At 36.3% G+C, this 19,531-nt stretch carries 19 protein-coding genes; 3 read left to right on the forward strand and 16 right to left on the reverse strand.

Translation table 11 applies throughout. The features are described from left to right. Window positions 1-7: 7 nt before the first annotated feature. From AC1DFT_RS01880 to AC1DFT_RS01920, 9 genes are all read right to left on the reverse strand, one after another. Window positions 8-1,315, reverse strand: a complete 1,308-nt coding sequence (locus AC1DFT_RS01880; protein WP_477917093.1) for a CitMHS family transporter — start codon at window positions 1,313-1,315, stop codon at window positions 8-10. A gap of 190 nt (window positions 1,316-1,505) precedes the next feature. After that, window positions 1,506-2,627, reverse strand: a complete 1,122-nt coding sequence (locus AC1DFT_RS01885; RefSeq protein WP_477917095.1) for an AbrB family transcriptional regulator — start codon at window positions 2,625-2,627, stop codon at window positions 1,506-1,508. A gap of 146 nt (window positions 2,628-2,773) precedes the next feature. After that, window positions 2,774-2,932 carry a hypothetical protein gene (locus tag AC1DFT_RS01890; RefSeq protein ID WP_477917096.1) on the reverse strand — a complete coding sequence of 53 codons (159 nt, stop codon included), beginning with the start codon at window positions 2,930-2,932 and terminating at the stop codon, window positions 2,774-2,776. A gap of 184 nt (window positions 2,933-3,116) precedes the next feature. Continuing rightward, complete coding sequence (locus AC1DFT_RS01895) at window positions 3,117-4,085, reverse strand: tripartite tricarboxylate transporter substrate binding protein (RefSeq protein ID WP_477917098.1); 969 nt, start codon at window positions 4,083-4,085, stop codon at window positions 3,117-3,119. A 41-nt stretch (window positions 4,086-4,126) separates the two neighbouring features. After that, on the reverse strand, window positions 4,127-4,801 hold the full coding sequence (locus AC1DFT_RS01900; protein WP_477917100.1) for a response regulator: 675 nt from the start codon (window positions 4,799-4,801) through the stop codon (window positions 4,127-4,129). Window positions 4,802-4,819: 18 nt separating this feature from the next. Beyond that, window positions 4,820-6,412 carry an ATP-binding protein gene (locus AC1DFT_RS01905; protein WP_477917102.1) on the reverse strand — a complete coding sequence of 531 codons (1,593 nt, stop codon included), beginning with the start codon at window positions 6,410-6,412 and terminating at the stop codon, window positions 4,820-4,822. 123 nt (window positions 6,413-6,535) lie between these two features. Then, on the reverse strand, window positions 6,536-7,714 hold the full coding sequence (locus AC1DFT_RS01910) for a NupC/NupG family nucleoside CNT transporter (RefSeq protein WP_477917104.1): 1,179 nt from the start codon (window positions 7,712-7,714) through the stop codon (window positions 6,536-6,538). A 271-nt stretch (window positions 7,715-7,985) separates the two neighbouring features. Then, window positions 7,986-9,218, reverse strand: coding sequence for a serine/threonine transporter SstT (gene sstT / locus AC1DFT_RS01915; RefSeq protein WP_477917106.1), 1,233 nt, complete (start codon window positions 9,216-9,218; stop codon window positions 7,986-7,988). A gap of 301 nt (window positions 9,219-9,519) precedes the next feature. Next, window positions 9,520-9,918 (reverse strand): YmaF family protein, encoded by a 399-nt coding sequence (locus tag AC1DFT_RS01920; RefSeq protein WP_477917107.1) that lies wholly within the window; start codon window positions 9,916-9,918, stop codon window positions 9,520-9,522. 274 nt (window positions 9,919-10,192) lie between these two features. Here AC1DFT_RS01920 and AC1DFT_RS01925 point away from each other — a divergent pair, with 274 nt between their 5' ends. Continuing rightward, window positions 10,193-10,369: a hypothetical protein gene (locus AC1DFT_RS01925; protein WP_477917108.1), complete on the forward strand. Its 177-nt coding sequence runs from the start codon at window positions 10,193-10,195 to the stop codon at window positions 10,367-10,369. Between the two features lie 93 nt (window positions 10,370-10,462). Here the strand turns inward: AC1DFT_RS01925 and AC1DFT_RS01930 are convergent, their stop codons facing one another. Then, on the reverse strand, window positions 10,463-11,605 hold the full coding sequence (locus AC1DFT_RS01930) for an MFS transporter (protein ID WP_477917110.1): 1,143 nt from the start codon (window positions 11,603-11,605) through the stop codon (window positions 10,463-10,465). Window positions 11,606-11,737: 132 nt separating this feature from the next. Between AC1DFT_RS01930 and AC1DFT_RS01935 the strand changes: the two genes are divergently transcribed. Further along, window positions 11,738-12,646, forward strand: a complete 909-nt coding sequence (locus AC1DFT_RS01935; protein ID WP_477917112.1) for a LysR family transcriptional regulator — start codon at window positions 11,738-11,740, stop codon at window positions 12,644-12,646. Window positions 12,647-12,747: 101 nt separating this feature from the next. Here AC1DFT_RS01935 and AC1DFT_RS01940 read toward each other — a convergent pair whose 3' ends face one another. From AC1DFT_RS01940 to AC1DFT_RS01960, 5 genes are all read right to left on the reverse strand, one after another. Next, window positions 12,748-13,680 (reverse strand): urea transporter, encoded by a 933-nt coding sequence (locus tag AC1DFT_RS01940; protein WP_477917113.1) that lies wholly within the window; start codon window positions 13,678-13,680, stop codon window positions 12,748-12,750. A gap of 227 nt (window positions 13,681-13,907) precedes the next feature. After that, the gene (locus tag AC1DFT_RS01945) at window positions 13,908-14,747 is read right to left on the reverse strand and encodes a hypothetical protein (RefSeq protein WP_477917115.1); all 840 of its coding nucleotides are present in this window, start codon (window positions 14,745-14,747) and stop codon (window positions 13,908-13,910) included. A gap of 483 nt (window positions 14,748-15,230) precedes the next feature. Beyond that, entirely contained in the window at window positions 15,231-15,503 is a 273-nt protein-coding gene (locus AC1DFT_RS01950; protein WP_477917117.1) for a hypothetical protein, read from the reverse strand. A 110-nt stretch (window positions 15,504-15,613) separates the two neighbouring features. Continuing rightward, a complete protein-coding gene (locus AC1DFT_RS01955; RefSeq protein WP_477917119.1) occupies window positions 15,614-15,973 on the reverse strand; it encodes a DUF6429 family protein in 360 nt (119 codons plus the stop codon). Window positions 15,974-16,011: 38 nt separating this feature from the next. Continuing rightward, the gene (locus AC1DFT_RS01960) at window positions 16,012-16,956 is read right to left on the reverse strand and encodes a DMT family transporter (protein WP_477917121.1); all 945 of its coding nucleotides are present in this window, start codon (window positions 16,954-16,956) and stop codon (window positions 16,012-16,014) included. A 585-nt stretch (window positions 16,957-17,541) separates the two neighbouring features. On the opposite strand from AC1DFT_RS01960, the gene AC1DFT_RS01965 reads away from it, so the two are divergent. Continuing rightward, window positions 17,542-18,180 carry a 2OG-Fe(II) oxygenase gene (locus AC1DFT_RS01965; protein ID WP_477917123.1) on the forward strand — a complete coding sequence of 213 codons (639 nt, stop codon included), beginning with the start codon at window positions 17,542-17,544 and terminating at the stop codon, window positions 18,178-18,180. A gap of 284 nt (window positions 18,181-18,464) precedes the next feature. Here the strand turns inward: AC1DFT_RS01965 and allD are convergent, their stop codons facing one another. Then, a complete protein-coding gene (gene allD, locus AC1DFT_RS01970; RefSeq protein ID WP_477917125.1) occupies window positions 18,465-19,514 on the reverse strand; it encodes an ureidoglycolate dehydrogenase in 1,050 nt (349 codons plus the stop codon). Window positions 19,515-19,531: the final 17 nt, after the last annotated feature.

Raw genomic sequence — 19,531 nt, forward strand, 5'->3', positions numbered from 1 at the left:
TTCCAATTTAGAATGTAATAACTCCCAAAACAATTGCTGCAATAATCATGACAAAACAAGACCCTAATGCCCACTTAATTATAAACTTTTGATGATCTCCGAATTCCACACCTGCCATACCAACTAGCAAGTAAGCTGAAGCCATTAACGGACTCATCGCATGGACTGGTTGACCTAATATAGATGCTCGTGCAATCTCTACTGGATCTACACCATAAGCTGCCGCAGTCTCAGCTAAAATCGGCAATACTCCAAAATAGTAAGGATCATTTGCCATAAAATAAGTAAACGGAATACTTGTTATAGCTGTAATGACCGGAAAAGAGGAACCTAAAGACTCTGGAATTATTGCAACTAAGCTATTTGCCATCGCATCAACCATTTCTGTTCCAGATAAAATTCCCGTAAAAATACCGGAAGCAAAGACTAGCCCAACAACTGCAAGTACATTTCCTGCATGATTAGATATTCTTTCTTTTTGGTGATCTAGATTTGGATAGTTAATCATAAGCGCTATAACAAAGGCAATCATGAATAAAGTAGATAATGGTAATACAGAAGTAACCAGACAGATGATTAAAGTAACCGTTAATGCAAAATTGACCCATAACAATTTTGGTCGCTTATAGTCTGCCAATGTGGAAGTCGCAGCTAGCTCACTTAAAGCAAGCATCTCTTCCTTCGAATATTGAATCTTAGCAACTCCTAATCTTTTACGTTCTTTTTTCCCTAGAATAAACGCCGTAAATAAAATCCACAGAATTCCCGCTGCCATGACAGGGATAAGTGGTGTGAACACATCTGCTACATCTAGCTGAAGTGCTGCTACTGCTCTGGCTGTTGGACCACCCCAAGGTGTCATATTCATCACGCCAAATGAAAGCATCGCAACACATGTTAAGATAAGCGGGTTCATTCCAATTCGCTTATAAAGTGGAAGCATCGCTGAAACGGTAATCATATAAGTTGTCGTTCCATCCCCATCAAGTGCTACAATCATCGCAAGGATAGCTGTACCTATCACAATTTTTAACGGATCGCCCTTCACAATCGTTAAAATTTTAGCAACAAGCGGATCAAACAAGCCCGCATCAATCATTATCCCAAAATAAAGGATGGCGAACATTAACATAACACCAGTCGGTGCAACTTGCTTAATGCCATCTAACATCATTTCACCAATACCTGGTCCAAATCCTCCTAGTAAGGCAAACAAAATTGGTATTGCAACTAAGGCAACCATAGCGGACATACGTTTAGTAATAATTAAAAACATAAATACTGCAATCATTGAAAAACCTAAAATCGCTAACATAGTATTCCCCCCAAATAACTACTCCCCAATTGTCATTTATCAAATGTGAAAATAATTGAACAATTTAGATATTGTTTAAATATAAAGGAGGAGCATCTCTATGTAAACGTTTACAAAATATTGTTATTTAAATACTTTATAGCTATTTCGTACATATAATCTATATTCTGATAATTCGCTCATTCAACTATTAAGCCTTTACCGACCTTTCAAGAAAATCCTGTCTACCAAATAGATACCTCAAAAAAATCGGCACGATGAACAAGATGAAAAAAACACGAAACAACTGATAAGCGGCAACCATTGATACATCTGCATGGACCGTATGAGCCGTAACACCCATTTCTGGTAAACCACCTGGAGCTATACATAAAAATGCAGTTGTCATTGAAATCGGATAGATTGTATGTAAGCCATAAGCTAAAACGAAAGCAAAACCGACAATCAATAATCCGGAAATAACCGAAAATGGCAATAGCCTTTTCCAATTTTTCAACATATTCATTTTGATTCCAAGACCTAAATAAACTCCTAAGCAAAGTTGCGCAAGTACGATAAGCATGGGAGGTAGTTGAAATGTTTCAAAGCCACTTACAGTTAATATAGCTGATGATAGTAGGGGTCCTATAATCCATGGAGTAGGAAACTTGAAGTGAACCGCACAAGCAGTGATAAGTAAAACAATCGCAATAACCGTAATAACCTGAAAAAAATTACCGTGTCCAGTTTGCGTTACTAGATCGATTGTAGGTTTACTTTTTTCTGTTTCGCCACTTGAAAATGCATAGATTGATAGTGTTGGTACAATGAAAATAACGGTTAACATTCTAATTGTTTGCATGAATGTAACAACCGTTGAATCTGCTCCCTTGATCTCTTCGCTCAATAAAACCATTTGGGATAAACCACCTGGTGTCGTTCCCATTACAGCACTTGGTATATTAATACCAGTTAACTTGGAAACAAAAAAAGCAATTGCCAGCCCGACAGCTACCATTAGAATGGTAATAATGACCATTGATGGCAACTGGTCAATTATCTGTCTCGCACTAACAATCGTAAATGATAAGCCCATACTATAACCTAATAACATTTGGCCCCCATTTCTAAAGCTTGCAGGCCAATATAAATCCTGTTTTGAAAATAGCTTCCAAATAAAAACAGCCGTTAATGGTCCTAACATCCATGACAAAGGTAAATTTAGTAACGTGAATAATAAACCACCTATTATGCCACATAGTAAAGTTTCTACAAATGGAAGTTGGCTTTGTTTTCTTTTATTTATCAGCTGTATAATCGATCTCAAAGTCATGATGTCCTCCCTTTCCTACTTATTCATCTACATTCAAAAAACGAGGCTGACCCGGGTCATGTTATACCTCTCAACCATCTTGCATGAAACGGTGGAGGTGTTAACACATATATCCCTAAGTCAACCTCGTCATTTTACAATCCCCATTAAATTACAGCTTCTACAATCCGATCGTTAAAATAGACAACATTTGAGAGAATTTTACTATCTGTTATCTTTTGAGCTGAATCTCTTGCTTCTTTCTCATCCTCAAATTCAAACATTTTAATACTACCTTCATCCGTGTAAACAGTTATAATCCACATTCATCCGTTCCCCCAATAGTGTATTAAAAAGTAACGATACCGAGACAGTAGATAAATTCAAAACAAAGTTGCTGTCGTATACTTTTCCACTATCATACAGCTGTTATAATACAAAGTAAATAATAAGAAATGTAAATTTTATTAAGTTTATATAAACAATTTTGTTCATTTTATTCAGGTGTTGCTAGTCTTCCCCATTAACCTTCATTAAAGCCTCATACATCTTACTTTGCTCTTCTAGAAATTTAGATGTTTCACTACTATTCTTATAAAAATCTTTCCACATATACTTCTCTAGCGTTTGTTGCCATTTTTCTGTGTGCACCATTTTTTCAATCGTGCTATCCCAAAACTGAATTTCATCTTTCGTCATATTGGGCGGTCCCATAATACCACGCCAATGTTCAAAAACTAGTTCAATTCCTTCTTCTTTCCATGTAGGGATTTCAGGAAGTTCTTTCAATCTGTCATCCGATGAGATCACGAGCAGTTTTACTTGATCTAAATCATAATATTTTTTAGCCTCTGCTAATGTCATTGTTGCCACATCTATTTGTTTTTTTAATAATGCATCCACAACTTGGGCACTATTTTCATATATAAAAAAGTCAAGTTCCTCGGGTTGTAATCCAACTTGTTTGCCTGCTAATACAAAAGAGAGCTGATCGTCATTCCCTAATCTTGGTGAAACACCAATCTTATATGCATGCGGAGTTTCTTTCAAATTTTCCATTAAGCTTTTTGCACTACTTATAGTTGAATCTTTCGAAACTATGACAACTTCCCATTCTGTAGCCAAAATGGCGATTGGAGTAAAATCTTTATAAGTGATCTTACTTTGACCAAGTAAATAATTGGTAATGAGCAAGCTGGAATTGATAGCTAATACATGATCTTTTTGCTGTTTCGTATATTTCCACCCTAACTCACCGCCAGCTCCAATTTTATTTAACAAACGAATATCCTCGTCCATTAAATTTTCACTCATTAAGACGTCTTGCATCGCTCGTGCAGTTAAGTCCCATCCACCCCCGATTGAGCTTGGAGCAATAATCGTTACTTCATCTGAAATCACTTCTTGATCCTTTTCTAGGGAACATCCGGTTAAAAGCGTTGCAAAAAGAATGAAAACGACCATTATTTTTTTCCTCATTGTTCATCCCTCATTAACTCATTCAAATTGACTCTTACTTGTTATTCTATCAAGTAATACTTCCGCTGAGGTCTACCTACAATTCCATATTCATGCTTTGCTGTGCATACTTCTATCGAAACCAGATATTCTAAATATCTTCTTGCAGTCGTTCGAGACACCCCCATTTTTTCACTCATTTCATCGATGGAAACGCCTCTAAGCTCTTCTACGACTCCTTTTATTTTCTCTAATGTATGGCGATCAACCCCTGTAGGAAGATCTTTTTGCATGATTGTAGATGGATTTATAGCCCCAAAGAATCGATCAATCATTTTCTGATCTATCTCATCACTTCTATTCAGTAATTCTTTCTTTCTCTTATAATCTTCAATCGTGTCCATAAATTTTTTCATTGTTACTGGCTTTAATAGATAGTTGGCTACACCGTATTTGACAGCCTTTTCAAGCATAGTTTTTTCCGTTGCAGCAGTCACCATAATAATATCAATTGCCGGATAACTCTCTCTAATTTTGACTAATAAATCAGTGCCAAGCTCATCTGGCAAATAAACGTCTAGTAACAGTAAATCCACTTCATTTTCACTTAAAAGTTTTATTGTTTCTTTCGCATTTAGCGCCTTCCCGACCAGTTTTACACCTTCTATCTTTTGTAAAAACTGCTCTTGTACTTGTGCAATTCGAAAATCATCCTCTGCAATTGCAACATTAATCATTTCTTCCCACTCCTTACTCTATCCCGAAACCTTTTTTGGAAGGTAAACTGTAAAAATAGCCCCTCCCTTTCGTTCATTATTCACTTCAATTGTTCCACCTAATGATTCTACAATTCGCTTGACATTGAACAGGCCGTACCCTCTGTTTTCACCTTTTGAAGAGTATCCCATCGTAAACAACGACTCTAACATGTCGTCTGAAATTCCTTTTCCATTGTCCGTTATTTCTATAATAATATCGTTTCCAACACCCGTAATGGAAAAAGCTACTTTTTTCTCCTGCTGATGTGCAACAGCATCAAATGCATTATCGATAAGGTTTCCAATGATTGTGACGATATGCGCTACCTCTATATGACTAGGTAAAGGATCTACATAACTGTCGGCATCTATTTCAAAGATAATTTTCTTTTCTGATGCTTTTCCTAGCTTACCTAACAAAATAGCTTGGACATTTCCATCATTAATTTGATTAAATAATATGCGATTTTGATGCTGATGAGTGATAGACTCTTTTTGAATAAATTCAAATGCATCCTCATAACGTTCTAATTGTAATAATCCTGATAACAAATATAATTTATTGGCATATTCATGTGTTTGTGCGCGAAGTCCCTCTGAATAATCACGAACTTCTGTTATAGTATTCATCAGCTTTTTTAACTCCGTTTTATCTCGAAAACTAGAAACGACACCTACAACAATCCCATTTTCAATAATCGGGATTAGATTAAAGATAAACATTTTTTCGTTTATCAAAACTTCCACATTATGAGCAATCTTTCCGGTCTGTAATACATCCTCTATATTTATAGCTTGCAGGACATGCTGAATATGCTGACCTATAAAGTCTTCTTCGTTAAGATTCAACATAGACTTTGCAGAATGATTGATTAAAGTTAATAATCCATTTTCATCAATAGCTATTATTCCTTCTTTAACGGATAAAAGAATGGCATTCCTTTCCCTAAACAAGGAAGCAATTTCATGAGGCTCCAGACCCAACGTATCTTTTCGAATACTTTTGGTCAGAAATATACCGCCAATGATTCCTAACAATAAAACAATCAAGGATGCCACGATAATGACTTTAATTCGTTGATAAATACTCTCATAAATGTCTCTTTCCAAAAACTCAACGGATACAGTTCCGATCACCTGATTATATTCTCCATAATCTGCAATAATAGGTACCTTTCCAATTAAAACGGAACCTTGCTCCCGCTCTACTTCAAAATTGTTAGAACCACCAAAAATTAATGCCTGATAACTTGTGTCGTCTAAACGCTTCTGACCGACAAGGCTCTGATCCGTATGTGAGTAAATGACTCCCTCACGATTTTCAATCATAATATTTGCCGCATCTACCTGATCTTTTACTTGCTCGGCAATTGGTCGAAAATGGGTCTCTATATCCTTTTTTTCAATAGCATCCCTAAACTCAGGCATGAGAGAAATCGTCTTAGCTGTTTGCAAAGCTAATTGTTTGACTTGATTCCTTGTATCAACAGACTGCAAGTAAGCAAATATGCTTGCAAGAAGAATAATGATGAAAAGGATAAGCGTACTAATGAGCCCTAATATTTTTGTTTGTAATGGAATTTTATTCATTGGCATAACTCTTTTCTTAACAACCTATCTTTTCAATTTTAGCATTTCTCAAATAAGTTTACATGAAATGGGGGCAATATGAAAAAAGAAGATCCGCTACGAATAGCGAACCTTCTTTTTTCATTACAGGATAAGACTTACAATAACCGCAGATAATATACTCACTAATGTTGCTCCGTATAAAAGTCTTAGACCGAACCTTGCTACAACATTCCCTTGTTTTTCATGGAGACCTTTTACAGCCCCTGCAATAATGCCAATAGAAGAGAAGTTAGCAAAGGAAACTAGGAACACTGAAATGATTCCGATCGACCGTTCACTTAAGCTTGACGCTAATTCATTTAATGAGAGCATTGCCACAAATTCATTTGTAACTAATTTGGTAGCCATAATACCGCCGGCTGTTACCGATTCTGAAACAGGGATCCCCATTAATATCGCAAATGGAGCAAAGACAAATCCCATAATTTCTTGGAACGAAACGCCAAATATCATATCAAATAAGGTATTTACTCCTGCCATTAATGCAACGAATCCGATTAACATCGCCGCAACTATGATGACAACTTTGAATCCATCTAGAATATACTCGCCCAACATTTCGAAGAAGCTTTGTTTTTCTGATTGAATAACAAGGAGATCCTCTTCTTCTGTGACTGTATAAGGATTAATAATGGAAGCAATGATAAATCCACCAAATAAATTAATCACGATTGCCGTTACGACATATCTTGGCTCAATCATTGTCATATAAGCTCCGACAATAGACATCGATACAGTGGACATAGCGGATGCAGATAATGTATATAGACGTTGAGGGGTTAAAAGGCCAAGCTGTTTTTTCACGGTAATAAAAACTTCAGACTGTCCAACAATAGCGGATGCAACCCCGTTATAAGATTCTAATTTGCCCATGCCATTAACTTTACTAATAGCCCAGCCTAACCATTTCATAATAAAAGGAAGCACTTTAATATGCTGCAGAATTCCTATCAGAACCGAGATAAATACGATAGGCATTAGAGCTGTTAAGAAGAAAGGAGCTTGTCCTTCATTCGCAAGGCCACCAAATACAAAATTGATTCCTTCATTAGCGAAATCTAGTAATTTTTCAAACCCAGCTGCGATTCCCTTAATAAGGATTAATCCAAATTTTGTATTCAGTAATAAAAATGTTAATATTACTTGAAGTATGAGCATCTGGATAATTGGTCTGATTTTTATTTCTTTACGATTGTTACTTGCAATCCAGGCAAGACCTAGAACAACAATTAAGCCTATGATTGAGATTAAATAATTCATTTAAAGCCTCCACAAAGTTGTATTATTAGAAGGTCGAACGTCTGACCATTTCACTTCCTTACTAAGTATACATATTTAACTCATTATGTCCAAATACTATTTATTAAATGTACCCATACAGATAAAAGAATATTATATTATACCTCTTCTTCGTCCAATAAAAACCTAACTCCATTACCTTATCAAAAATCTCCACACCAAAAAGCCACACCCACGAAAATCATCTTCCATGAGTGTGACTTCTATATTCTTTCTGCTAATGTTATAAATTTTAAGAATTCACAGAAACGGTTTTACCTTCCACACGGTCTTTAGCATACTCAGCTGTAGCTGTAAATAGTACGTCAGAAGATGAGTTTAGTGCAGTTTCACAAGAATCTTGGACAACTCCAATGATAAAACCTACACCTACAACCTGCATGGCAATATCATTTGGAACACCAAACAAATTACATGCTAGCGGGATAAGTAATAGGGATCCACCCGCAACACCTGATGCACCTGCTGCAGAGATAGCTGATACAACTGAAAGCATAAGTGCAGTCATAAAATCTACTTCAATTCCTAAGGTGTTAACTGCAGCAAGTGTTAGCACAGAAATTGTAACAGCTGCACCAGCCATATTAATCGTAGCACCTAACGGGATCGAGACTGCATATGTGTCCTCGTCCAAACCAAGTTTTTCAGCTAATTTCATATTTACTGGAATATTCGCAGCTGAACTACGTGTAAAGAATGCATAAATACCACTTTCTCTTAAAACCATGAAAACAAGTGGATAAGGATTTTTTCGTGTATAGATAAATACGATTAACGGATTCACTACAAGCGCGATAAATAACATACATCCAACTAAAATCAAAATCAATCTACCATAGTCAACTAAAGCAGAAAGACCACTAGTTACAATTGCATCAAATACAAGCCCCATAATACCAAGCGGCGCAAGATTGATTATCCATTGCACTACTTTCGTAATAGCATCCGAAAAACTGCCTAACATGTCTTTCGTATTTTGATTGGCATTTTTTAATGCAAGTCCAAGAACGACTGCCCACATCAATATACCAAGATAGTTAGCATTAATTAATGCATCGATTGGATTGGCAACTACATTAAACAGTAACGTTTTAATAACTTCCACAATACCTTCTGGTGGAGATAAATCTTCTACTCCTGTTGTCAGTGTTAATGTAACTGGGAACATAAAGCTTGCAATTACAGCGACAACTCCAGCAAGAAGTGTACCAATAGCATACAGACCAAGAATCGATTTCATATTCGTTTTCTTACCACTTTTATGACCGGCAATGGCGTGCATCACTAAAAATAATACTAAAACTGGTGCAACTGCCTTTAATGCCCCAACAAATAAAGAACCAAGAATAGTGACCCCACTTGCAGCATTAGGAACGGTTAAAGCTAAAATAACACCAATAACAATACCGACAACGATCCTTTTTACTAGACTAATTTGGTTCCATTTTACTAATAAATTTTTCATCCTACTATCCCCCAAAAATTACTTAAAACTTGCTTGAAACAAAGTGCAGCCACTTCTCCCAGTTGAAATAAGGTGTACTTATTTTACCTTTAAATAGACTGATATTTTATTTTAACACAAATTATTAGAATTTTGCATTGTTATTTTTTGTTAGCATTCCTTAAGAAAACTGTACATGTTTTAGCCGAATTTTTGAATCATATGGACAGGATGGGGACATCGTGAAAACAACAAAAAAGCCAAATTAAAAAACCGGTTTCTGAACATACAGAAATCGGCTTTATATATATTTTTATCGCTATTATACTAGCGGCTTTTGAATTAATGTAGCAAATTCTAACTGATGCACATGCCCATCATCAAGGGTAGTAGTACCTTTGACAAAGTGTACGTGTTTGTCTTCGCTAACACGGATAGCAGGCCCTGTCTCTATTGCAACTTCGTGATGATGATCTAAATAATCAGTATTAACCATAAGTACATGTATATGACTATTCCCTCTCGGAATTACTTCACTCGTAACCCCTGCAAAACGATGATTATGTCTGTCATCTCCTTCTTCAGCTAATTTGGTACTCGCTAAAAATTCATGAACATGCGTTTGGTGTGTTTCATCTGAAGTTTTTTTCTTGTTAGCCTGCTCTTCTTTATTGTTCTTCTCTTTTAGGTCCTTTTCTTTTTCATGTAACTCTTTACTCATTTAACAGGGTCCCCCTTAAAATTAGACTACTGTATATACTATTGGTTGAGTAAGGGGTTTATGAATATTTTTGTTCCCTACAATGTGTCAGAATCAAATATGAAAATCATAACATTCATCCTTGGTTGAATTAACATGAATGTTTCAATCACAGGGTAGCTATTTATATTTCGTGAAATTAATACGACGCTAGTTATACTTATCACACTAGTCCAAGTCCATTCATATTTTTGACATATTATATTTTTAAGTCAAACTAAAAAGGGGGGAGATTATGGAACCGTTCGTTATGAGAAATATGGGACGTCAGGTTATGGTGAGAGATAGAATGGGTAGAAGACGCATCGGAATGATAGATGGAGTTGTCCCAGGAAGAGGAATGTTTATACGAAATCGCTTTAGAAGAGAATTTTTGCCTTTCTTCTTAATCGCAACTCTATTTTTAATATAAAAAATTTTGATCCCTGTGATAGAAACAATCATGAAAATTATAACATTCACGTTTATTTGAATTAACATGAATGTTTCTAACACAGGGTAGCTTCTAATACCTGTTGTTTCTTAAAAAAATAAATACAACACTCAATATTAAGGATAATAATCCTACTAAGATTACGTATTGCGTTCCCATCGCTGAGATGAATAAGCCCCCCACAGCTGTACCGATTGTTGTTCCTATATTTGCGGACGATAAAAACAAGCCGTTAGCAAAGTCGGGAGCTTCAGGTGCTGCAGATGTAAGCACATATTGAGTAATATTTGCTGAGATTCCGGCTAATATCCCCCAAAGTAAGATAATAATTATCATAGGCAAGGTAAGCTGTCCCATGAAAAATTGGATGATATAGACAAGTCCCAATAGAAAAGGAAGAGAAACAATTGTTTTGATAGGATTCATAGTAAGCAGCCTTCCCGCCAAAATGTTTCCAATAATATTTGCTGCACCGTAAATAAATAACATCAAGCTAGTTATACTTGGTGATATATTCGTCACGGTCTGTAAAAAATCGGCTAGATAGCTGTACACCCCAAAAACTGCAGAGTTTAGCAAAATGACAATGATGATAGACAACCATGTAACAGACTTTTTCAATACATTTAATTGCGCTCCATAGGAGATCTTTTCTTTAACCGGCATGGATGGAACGAATAATAAGGTAGCAATAAGTACAATGATATTAACAAGAGCGAAAAACGCCAACGCTATTTGTAAATTAGACACACTAGCGATAAAACTAACGATCGGAACGCCGACTACCATCCCCGCGGACACACCAATAAAAATCTTGGATACCGCTTTAGGGGCTTCCTCTTTGCTAACCGACTCAGCAGCAGCTGAAAATGCCAACGAAACATAAACCGGATGAAAAAGGGCAGGAATAATTCGGGCAATTAATAAAACAGTAAAATTAGATGTGAATATAGAGACAATGTTCCCTACAACAAAAACACTTAATACAAGTACCATCACTTTCTTTCGATTTATCCCTGAAAATAATAAGGGCATTGTTGGAGCCGATATAGCAACGCCTATGGCAAAAATACTAACCAACCATCCCGCTTTTGCAACACTCACATCGAAAAAAGCCGCGATATCGGGCAATATCCCAATAAAGCCCATTTCAGTATTTAAAATACCGAAAACTCCTATTGTCAGAATAAATAGTAGTAAACTTTTTCTATTCATTAAAAATAGCTCCTCTCATGCACATCTTCTCTATTTATTTTACTTTCACAATCAGGAAATTACTAATACCTATATCTTATATTGTGATATGCTCGAAAGGCATACTACATTGTGTATAAGGGAGTCTGAATGATGGAATTTAGAGTTCTACGTTATTTTCTTACTGTCGCAAGAGAAGGAAGTATAACAGGAGCGGCAAATTTTTTGCATGTGACACAACCAACTTTGTCGAGGCAATTAAAAGAGTTGGAAGAGGAGCTGGGAAAGAAATTATTTATCCGGAAAAGTCACCATATCGTTCTTACAGAGGAAGGGATGCTCCTAAGAAAGAGAGCGGAAGAAATCATTGACATGGTTGTTAAGGTGGAAGAGGAATTTAATGCGATGGAAGAAACGATAGGAGGAGATATTTACATAGGGGGTGGAGAAACAAAGGCTATGAAGCTGATTGCGCAGATAGTGAAAGATTTGCAGTCTAAATATCCAACTATCCGATACCACTTCTTCAGTGGTAATTCCGATGCAGTGACGGAGCAGCTTGATAAAGGATTACTCGATTTTGGAGTTTTGATTCAACCAGCCGATTTGTCAAAATACAATTATATTAATATACCGGCCAAAGATGTCTGGGGCGTTGTTATGAGAAAAGATAGCCCCCTAGCTGTAAAAGAAAGCATCCAGAAGACTGATTTAATAGATGTCCCCCTCCTCTTATCAAGGCAAGCTATTAAACCGGGATTATCTAGAAATGAATTCTCTGAGTGGTTTGGGGATGATTATGAAAAGTTAAAGGTGATTACGACATATAATCTTGTGTATAATGCTGCCATATTGGTTGAGGAAGGTATCGGTTATGCAGTCACCCTTGATAAAATAGCAAATACATCTAGCGAGAGTAACCTTTGTTTTAGACCATTAGAACCGAGACTTGAATCTGGATTAAATATCGTTTGGAAAAAACAGCAGGTTTTTTCCAATGCCGCCAATCTATTTTTCGAGGAAATTAAGGATAAGTTTTCAAATCATGAATCTGTTGAATAAGAAGAACAACAAGCTTATTTTAAAGTAATGAAAGCTTGATATGGACATCCCAGAAAAGGACTGGGTGTGGTTTGCCCGGTCCTTTTCTTATTTAAATTGAATTAAAATTTCGGCAGTACTTTCCTTGCGCTAAGAAATATCCATGTACTTAATACAAAGGGCATGGTTAAGGGAGGAAGGCCAAAAGGAAGAAGCCATGTATGAAGACTCGCTGCGATTGGAACGGTCAAACACGCAGCAATAATTCCCGTAACATAAGAAAGTCGCCGTTTGCTCGTATTAAATACAATTGCTACAGCGATGGCAGTTAAAATACCATTGTAGCCGTACAAGCCTACAAATATTAATGAGTGTTCTGCTCCTAGTATTAAAGCTGTTAATAAAGCTGCTACATTCCCTAAAAATGCATAAAGACCAAGTCGCCAATCAGCCCAAAAAACGGCAACAAAAAGTAAAATTCCAGCTATTGTATGATCAAGGAAAAATACTTGTCCAATTCCGGTAAAGATGCCTTCTGTCAAATTAAAGGGTCCCGTAATATCTAATTTCCATTGCCATAAACTTTGAGGAACAAGTGCGTTACTCGTATGGACTGCACTTAATCGATAAGAAACGAGCAAGGTAAACAAAGTTAAGATAACAAAAGGGAATGATAGTACCGGTATGCCCGTATTTTTCATCACATGTATCAATGCGGCAGTCACGATGGCAGCAAGAAGGGCGCCGATTAGACTGAGGACCCAATGGAATGGACCAGTTAGAAACAAGTACAGTGCCATGCCTGTAAGCACGGAGTTAAAACCAAATAGCCCTTGATTAACAATCTCTTTATCAGCACCACCCAATTTACCAAGTAATGTACCAATCATTGCCGATAGCATAGCAATGACTCCTAAAGAAGTGGAAGATATGGTAATCGCAAGTAAAATGATAGCTCCAGTACCGGCATTTTCTATCAAAATTGCTTGTGAGATACCTTTCAGTGATACTGTTATAAAATGAAAGGCCCGATTGACAAATGAATTATTTTTCACCGTATGTTCCACCCCCGATTGTCATGCCGTTTCGCTGTAGGTTTAACGGAAAGTAATCGTCTACTGAATGCTTATCCACATAAATCGATATTCCTTACACCTACATGACGGATTAGTATAGCTTTGGTCTAAAGTTGGATCTCATACCTTTTCTATATTTATTATTCGAATTTTAAATTCATAAAGAAATCCAGACTTAGCGTACCGCTAAAAGTCTGGTTTCTTGTTTATTTAAAAGATAATAATTCTGCTTTAAGTGCACCGTGTTTATCGACAAGCTTGATAATACCGATTCCTGGTGCCAGGTAATACCTATCTCCATTGTTAACACGAACAACTACCACGTTTTGGAACGTTCCAGCTTTAACCTTAACTGTGCTAGTTGTACTTTCCACATTTACATGATGGAAACCTTCACTGTCAGCATCTGTTGAATAATATTCCTTCGTTTGTTTACCTTCAGTTAATGGAAAAGCAATGTCGAGTAATATCCAATCTGAATGACTGACACCAAACACTAGACGGTCTTTTAATTCAATATATATAAAACCATCTAAGGAATTACCTTTATAAATTAAAGAAGCTTTCCTTATATCATTTACAGAATCATAGGAAGTATTAGTTGTAAATTCCTTTTGTGTATTCTCAGTAAAGCTAGAGGAATACACAAGCTTCATCCCTGCCTTAGGAATAAGCCCACCAATTACTTCTTTTTTGAGCAGTGCAAGTTTGCTTTTAGATGGCGTTTCATATTTCACTTGAGCGCTCTTTTGTACGAAGCTACTTGCTCCTAAACCGTATAAACCGCCGCTTGTTCCCTTATACGTATAGACTCTAAATTCTTCCCCTTTTTTAAGCGTGCCTACTTTATTAAGTGATCCATTTGAACCTATTTTCACTAAATTCGTATCTGCTAGAATGGTTACTTTACCAATTTGTCCTTGTTTTAATTCTGTTTTTCCCCACATAATTTTGTTTGTAGATGCTTCTGCTTGTATATTATCAAAGCTTGTAATACCCAACGCCAAAACAGCTACGAGGAAAGTCATACTTATTTTTTGGAACAAACCTAACCACTCCCTTTGTTAAAATTATTCCGTTTCAGAAAAACGCATAGCATTCCGTTCTTTTTTGGGTAATGATTGAATGCCTATAAGCTACCCATTCCCCAAATTATTAGTCTTGAAACACACTACCCAAAAATGTGATTGTCCTTAAATTGTTCTTCTGTTACTAAGCTATTCTTCAAAAGATCACTCCGTATTATATATTAGACAAACCTGTCCGTTCAGTTCACTAAAATGTACAATTGTGATTTCTAATGGCAAATTATAATCTCTTTTTCAAGCTTGTGCTAAGACCCTGTCTCAGCCTTCACGGCAATAATCCTTAATTGATCACCATACTCAGAGCGTACCACTTTTCGGGCTTGAATAGACGTCCTTGCTGTCACTTGTAGCTTTTGCAACTTGCCATTAATTTCAGCATGAACTGTAAAGCACTTTGCTCCGCATTTCATAAGCCTCACCTATCTCCCCATCTAATTGCTTCTATTTTTTCCTATGTTCAAAGCAATGTTGAATAAACTCTTTTAAAACCTGCATTTTTTCCTTCGTATCCACTACTTCTAAAGGAACAACCACTTCATTATTTTTCAATTTGAACTTTCTTAGTTCTTTAAAATCAAAGCCTAGCATCCCCTGTATATGCTGCTGCAGTCGTTCACCTAAATCGGTTTCCTTATCTCCTGGTGCTACATGAAGAATCAAACATTGATAACTTTTACTTCCATTTAATGTAGCAAACTTCGGCTGAATACCCATAAATGAAAATGGCTTATGGCTTATAACCTATAATTAAACTCTTTTCAGCAATCGTCAACCTGATGTCAAAACTCATTAAATATTGATGTAATTCATTGAATGCTAGTAAATTATTCATCTTTCTTCTCTCCCACAAAATATTTCTCCATTAGCTGCTTCGCTTCTTCAATCCCCGCTTCTGTTAAATAAACAGATTTAGACTTTTTACCACCGCGTAAATAATCCCGGTCCGTCAGTTGATCAAGCGCATCAAATGAATAGCCTTTCCAGCTTCTTCGCATTGCTTCCGGAATGTCTTCTTCCTTCCAAGAGGTTAAATAAAGTAAAAGTAATGTTAGCTCTTCAATTTCTTTTTCCATTTTTATACCCAACTTTTTTAGATTTAAATGCTTGACTATCCATCCTATATTAATTAATTTACCATAAACAAAGAAAAAAGAACGCACCATATGAAATGATCCGTTCCTCATAATATCCTCCAAATAATTGCCTTTCTCTAATCAATTTTTTACTTCTTTAGGTTTCCGGATACAAGTATAGAACCTAAAAGTACGATGATTGCACCTGCGACAAATTGTAAACTAATCGGGGTACCAATAAACACAATCTCGGTTACAATGGCCCAAAACACATAAGTATTATTGAGTGATTGCCCCCTCGCAGCCCCGATTAGATTAATGGACGAATAGTATAAAGAATAATTAGCAGTTCCTAAAAAACCAGCTATGATTATGACCCATACGATATTAGATGTCGCTGCTTCAAATACTAAAGGATAACCATGAATAAACGGTATGATTATGATCCCATAACTAAGCGCGGAAGTAATTTGCCTTATATTAATCGCGTATAGCGGAACGACGTCTCTTCCTCTCATCCCCCAAGCGCCGATTACCCCTTCAATTCCCCAAAATATGGCGGCCCCTAACGAAAACAATATTCCGATGAAAAAGTTACTTTCGCTATCAAACTTGGTTGGCATATATGCTAATACAATGACCCCAATAATACTCAAAGCAACGCCAGACCAAGTTTTTTTGTTCATTTTCTCCTTCAAAAAAAAGAAGGCAAGCACCGCTCCGATACCAGGAAATATAGAAGCAATACTTGCTGCATAAGTTACTCCGGCATACTGAATACCAAGAAAATAAAAACTCATTGCCAAAGGTCCACCCGACAATGCTCCTAATACTAAAATTGCACCACTCTTCGTTTTAAACAACTTTAAGACATTGATAAATTCGCCCTTTACTATCATAAGTAAAGATATCCAAAGAGAAGAGAAAAAATCATGCATGAAGGCGGCAATAAGTGGAGCAAGCATAACTGCCTCTTTAAATGGTGTACTAGCTATGATAAAACCGATGATAACTGTATCTACTCCCCATGCAACAGCAGAAGTAGCCCCTAAGCCTATACCCTTTCTAACTTTTTTAACATCTGTTTTAGTCATTGACTTCACCTCTTCTCGAAAAATCAGTTCTTTGGAATGTACCTAAATGGAAGGCATATTTCCCTAAATTATTTTCTTAATATTCTAATAACCAATATTCGTACTATCTAAACTTTAGGGAGGGTTAAAAGAGGAAAGATGAAAATAAGTAATCACCAAGAAGAACATAATATGTTTGCATTGCCTATCATTTCTTTAAAACGTCCTAAAATTTACTATTAAATTGGCTGTTATGAGTAAAGATTATTCATATCAAATAAAACAAGATAAACACTGACTCAATTACCTTTTTGGATATATTTTAAATACCAAGGCGATTAGTCCTAATCAGAGAAGATGTCTCTTTGGTTGCACATCAAATTCTCCAATAAATAGTAGATTCTCTTCAAGAGGATTGGCTATTAAGTCTCTATATCCCAAAATCCTTTTGCTAATTTTTTCACAAAGTTGCGATGTATAAAAATACTGTGATAAAATAAATTGAATTTAATTCCATAAGATGTAAAAGAATACCGTTAACATGTATAGTTATTACCAAAAATGTAGTTGTGTTAAAAATTTCATAATTTAAGAGGGGCTTCCAAGATGATAACGGAGAATAAAGAGCAAACTATATTTGATCACGTTGGGAATAAAATAATTACGGATAGAGAAATCGACATAATCACTAAATTAGAAGAGCCTTTGATCGTGATGTTAGGAAATGTGTTAAGTGACGAAGAATGCGAGGAACTAATCAGATTATCTAAAGACAAGATGAAGCGTTCCAAAATTGGAGCAACACGCGAAGTAAATGAACTGAGAACAAGTAGTAGTTCGTTTATCGAAGAAAGTGAAAACGAAATTGTGGCTAGAGTCGAAAAAAGGATCTCTTCTATTATGAATATACCCATGGAACACGGAGAAGGCCTTCAAATCCTTCAGTATACGCCGGGTCAAGAGTATAAAGCTCATTACGACTTCTTTTCATCGACAAGTAAAGCAGCAAGCAATAATCGAATTAGCACTCTTATTATGTACTTAAATGATGTAGAAGAAGGCGGAGAAACTTTTTTCCCTAAACTAAATTTTTCAGTATCACCTAAAAAAGGCATGGCAGTTTATTTCGAGTATTTCTATAACGATCAAACTTTAAATGAGCTGACTTTACATGCTGGAACACCTGTTATTACTGGGGAGAAGTGGGTTGCTACGCAGTGGATGAGAAAACAGAAATTACGGTAAGAAATTGCTTTAAGTTTCCTATTTTTGAGCTGGATCAATTTAATTCTGAGTCTTTATAGCTTATGGTTTTTTGGCAGAAAAAAAACGAACTCCCCATATGTCTAATTAAGTAAGTGTGAACAAACTTTCAGACAAGAAGACGGACCTCAATAATCCAGATTTAGTAATGAGCTTTATATAGAAAAACCTTCTAATTCATCATTTGAATTAGAAGGTGTTAATCCATAAGGCATCTACGCTCAGTTCTAACAGTATTCTACCAATCAACCTATATATAGATATAATTATTTTGCAAATGGATCTTTATTGTCATACTTATTGTAGTGCACAACATCCGACTCAAGATAGTCATACACGTCGTCGACAATTTCAATCCCTTCTATTTTAGATTGTTGTTCGACAATCGTCGTATTTTGACCAGGATAAAATACCTGTTCAAAACCTGGCGCAGGTTTAATATTATTTAAATCGCTCATTGTCTTAGAAATGTTTTCTTTAAAGGTTGTTAAATTTGTAAAATAGGCTGGATTGATTACAATATGAAGCTGCCCTAAATTACGCCCTTCACTTAAATCATGGTACATAGATGATACTTGGTTTCCAAATGGTAATCCAAGTAAAATTCCTGATAGAACATCCACCATCATCATTAACCCATAGCCTTTTGGTCCTGCGATTGGGAGTAAAGCATTCACTTTAAACGGATCTGTAGTCGGTTCACCATTTTTATCTACTGCCCATGTGTCAGGGATCGATTCATTCTTCGAGCGTGCATGTAAAACTTTTCCCCAAGCTTGGACTGTAGTAGCCATATCAAAAATAATCATTTCGTCATTTTTACCTGGGGCCGCAAACGCAATGGGATTTGTCCCATAGTACGGTTCAACCCCTCCAAAAGGAACAACCATCGGATCCGATTGGACAACTGAAAGGCCAATCATACCTTCTTTAGCTGCCTGTTGGACATAGTAAGAAAGAGCGCCACTATGACTGATTCGTCTTACCCCTACTACTGCAATTCCTGACTCTTTCGCCATTTCAATTGCGTGATCCATCGCTTTTTTAGCCGCCACATGTCCAACACCATTATCACCATCGAATACAGCTGAACTTGGTCCTGTTTTTTCAAAGGTGAAATTTGGATCTGTGGTGATTCCCCCTTTTGCGATTCTTTCCGCGTAATAATCTACCCGCATAGCCCCGTGGGAATGAATACCTCGGAGATCAGCATGTACTAATACCTCCGCTACTCCCTCTGCATGTTCTTCCGATAGGCCCGCTTTATTCAACTTCACCGTAATTAATTTTTTCAACACTTCTTCCGTGGTTTTCAAACTAAACATCTCCCTTT

It is taken from the genome of Psychrobacillus sp. 05T411 (assembly GCF_056396485.1).